Source organism: Aestuariivita sp., from assembly GCF_049276915.1.
Lineage (GTDB): Bacteria > Pseudomonadota > Alphaproteobacteria > Rhodobacterales > Rhodobacteraceae > Aestuariivita.
This window is the reverse complement of sequence record NZ_JBASXK010000111.1, coordinates 1-1,578: the sequence shown is the minus strand read 5'-3', so window position 1 is coordinate 1,578 and position 1,578 is coordinate 1. Positions and strand designations below refer to the sequence as shown.

Below are 1,578 nucleotides of genomic sequence, written 5' to 3'. Positions count from 1 at the left end.
TTCCGCGGCCTCAAGCTTGCGCGGGGTCATCATGTCCCGCATGACGCCTGCAATACCGTCAGTGCGCAGGTCGATGACAAGACCCTCAGCAGTCACGGTGACGCGCCGGACCAGTAGCTGGATGATGCGGGCCTGCTCGCCCGGAAAGAGCTGATCCCAAAGCTTGGGAAACTGCTGCAGGGCCGCTATGGCATCCGCCTCAGGAATGTCTTCGTGGTCCAATGCGGCAATGACCTGCGCCGTAGTTTCCGGTGTGCGCAAAATGCGCCGGATTTCCGTGATGACGGCTGCCTCAGCGGTGTCGGCCGGCAAACGCCGCGGGATGCCGTCCTCAGGCGTTTCGCGGTTCTTAAGAAGGTCCATCGACACGTAGTAGCGATACGCCATGCTCGAAGTGCAAGGCAAAATCGCAAATGCGTTGATCGCAAAGGCTCGCCATGGCGATGGCAGCCACATCGATCGTGAAACGGGTCAAAGCCAGATTGATCTCAAACGGGATCTGGAGCGGCATCGACTTGAACGGTTGCGTGAGACGAATGGGGGTGTCGCATGAACCTCCATCGTCAAATTGGTCTGGAACAGCGCGGCGGTGATGATGTCGGCCGCGATCCGCGCTGCATGCGCACGGATGAGTTGGAACAGTTGGGCCATGCCCGTGTGTCGCCGCTGCGGGCCTTGCGGCTCAAATGCCTCGATTGCTGCAATGAGTCCGCGCAAGAGGTGCGGCTCTGTACGGCGGTCGACTGCGCGAGCTGGCCGTTTCGGATGGGTAAGAATCCGTGGCTGTCACCATTGAGTGCTGAGGCGCGTGCACAGAGGGCCGACCTGATGCGCCGCAATCGTGTCTCCGCGTTGACGACACCTGATAAAACTCAGGTGCAAATCGACGCCTCGGATTTTGATGGGCGAGGGGTGCCCAACGGTACAGCCGTCGATTTACTCCCCACAAAACGCCGTGTCGCAGGGGGAGGTGCATCATGAGCGGCATGCGGTTCACCCCAAGGGGCTACGGCGGCCACCGCCGCAACCCCGAGCAGGTCAAGCGCGATGGCTGGCACGAACAAGGCGTGTTGGCCGTCAGCGTTGATGACGATCGTCTGACATGGCCGGAGCGCGCACTGGTCGAACAGCTCGGCGCAAAACTCTACGGCAAACGCCCGCAGGGCAGGGAGGTGCGCCATGGTTGATGACTGGACCCGTGCGCGTGTAGCCGATCGTCTGGAGCTGGCGGCGGACGTGATGCGCTCCATGCCGGCGGTCCGCCCACAAGGCTATGTCAGCGCCTGGCCTGACTACGTCTCAACCTTCGCTGATCAGGTGGGCCAGGAGCCACGGATGAAACGGCCGCTGCCCTCGCCGCGGATGATCACAGAAGCGGATGAGGCGCTGCTGTGGCTGCGGTGGCTGGACAAGGACATTGGCCAGATCCTCTGGGCGCGGGCCAATCGCAAGGCTTGGAAGGGGATCACCTGGCACCACGGGATCAGCCGGGCCACAGCCAGTCGGCGTCACGAGTATGGTCTGGCGGTGATTGTCTGGAAGCTGAATGGCAGGACTGTGCCGCGAAAGAGGTCGATG

The 1,578-nt window shown here is 62.2% G+C and carries 3 protein-coding genes and 1 pseudogene; 3 read left to right on the top strand and 1 reads right to left on the bottom strand.

All coding sequences use genetic code 11. The features are described from left to right. A pseudogene (locus tag WAO69_RS12230) lies at window positions 1–456 on the bottom strand (hypothetical protein); the annotation flags it as partial. 93 nt (window positions 457–549) lie between these two features. Here WAO69_RS12230 and WAO69_RS12225 point away from each other — a divergent pair. The 3 genes from WAO69_RS12225 to WAO69_RS12215 form a co-directional block, all read left to right on the top strand. Then, the gene (locus WAO69_RS12225) at window positions 550–981 is read left to right on the top strand and encodes a hypothetical protein (RefSeq protein WP_422179485.1); all 432 of its coding nucleotides are present in this window, start codon (window positions 550–552) and stop codon (window positions 979–981) included. Then, window positions 978–1,187, top strand: a complete 210-nt coding sequence (locus WAO69_RS12220) for a hypothetical protein (RefSeq protein WP_422179483.1) — start codon at window positions 978–980, stop codon at window positions 1,185–1,187. The genes WAO69_RS12225 and WAO69_RS12220 overlap by 4 nt, the downstream gene beginning before the upstream one ends. Then, window positions 1,180–1,578 (top strand): DUF6362 family protein (locus WAO69_RS12215; RefSeq protein WP_422179481.1); only part of this gene is annotated, 399 nt, incomplete at its 3' end. The genes WAO69_RS12220 and WAO69_RS12215, both read left to right, overlap by 8 nt.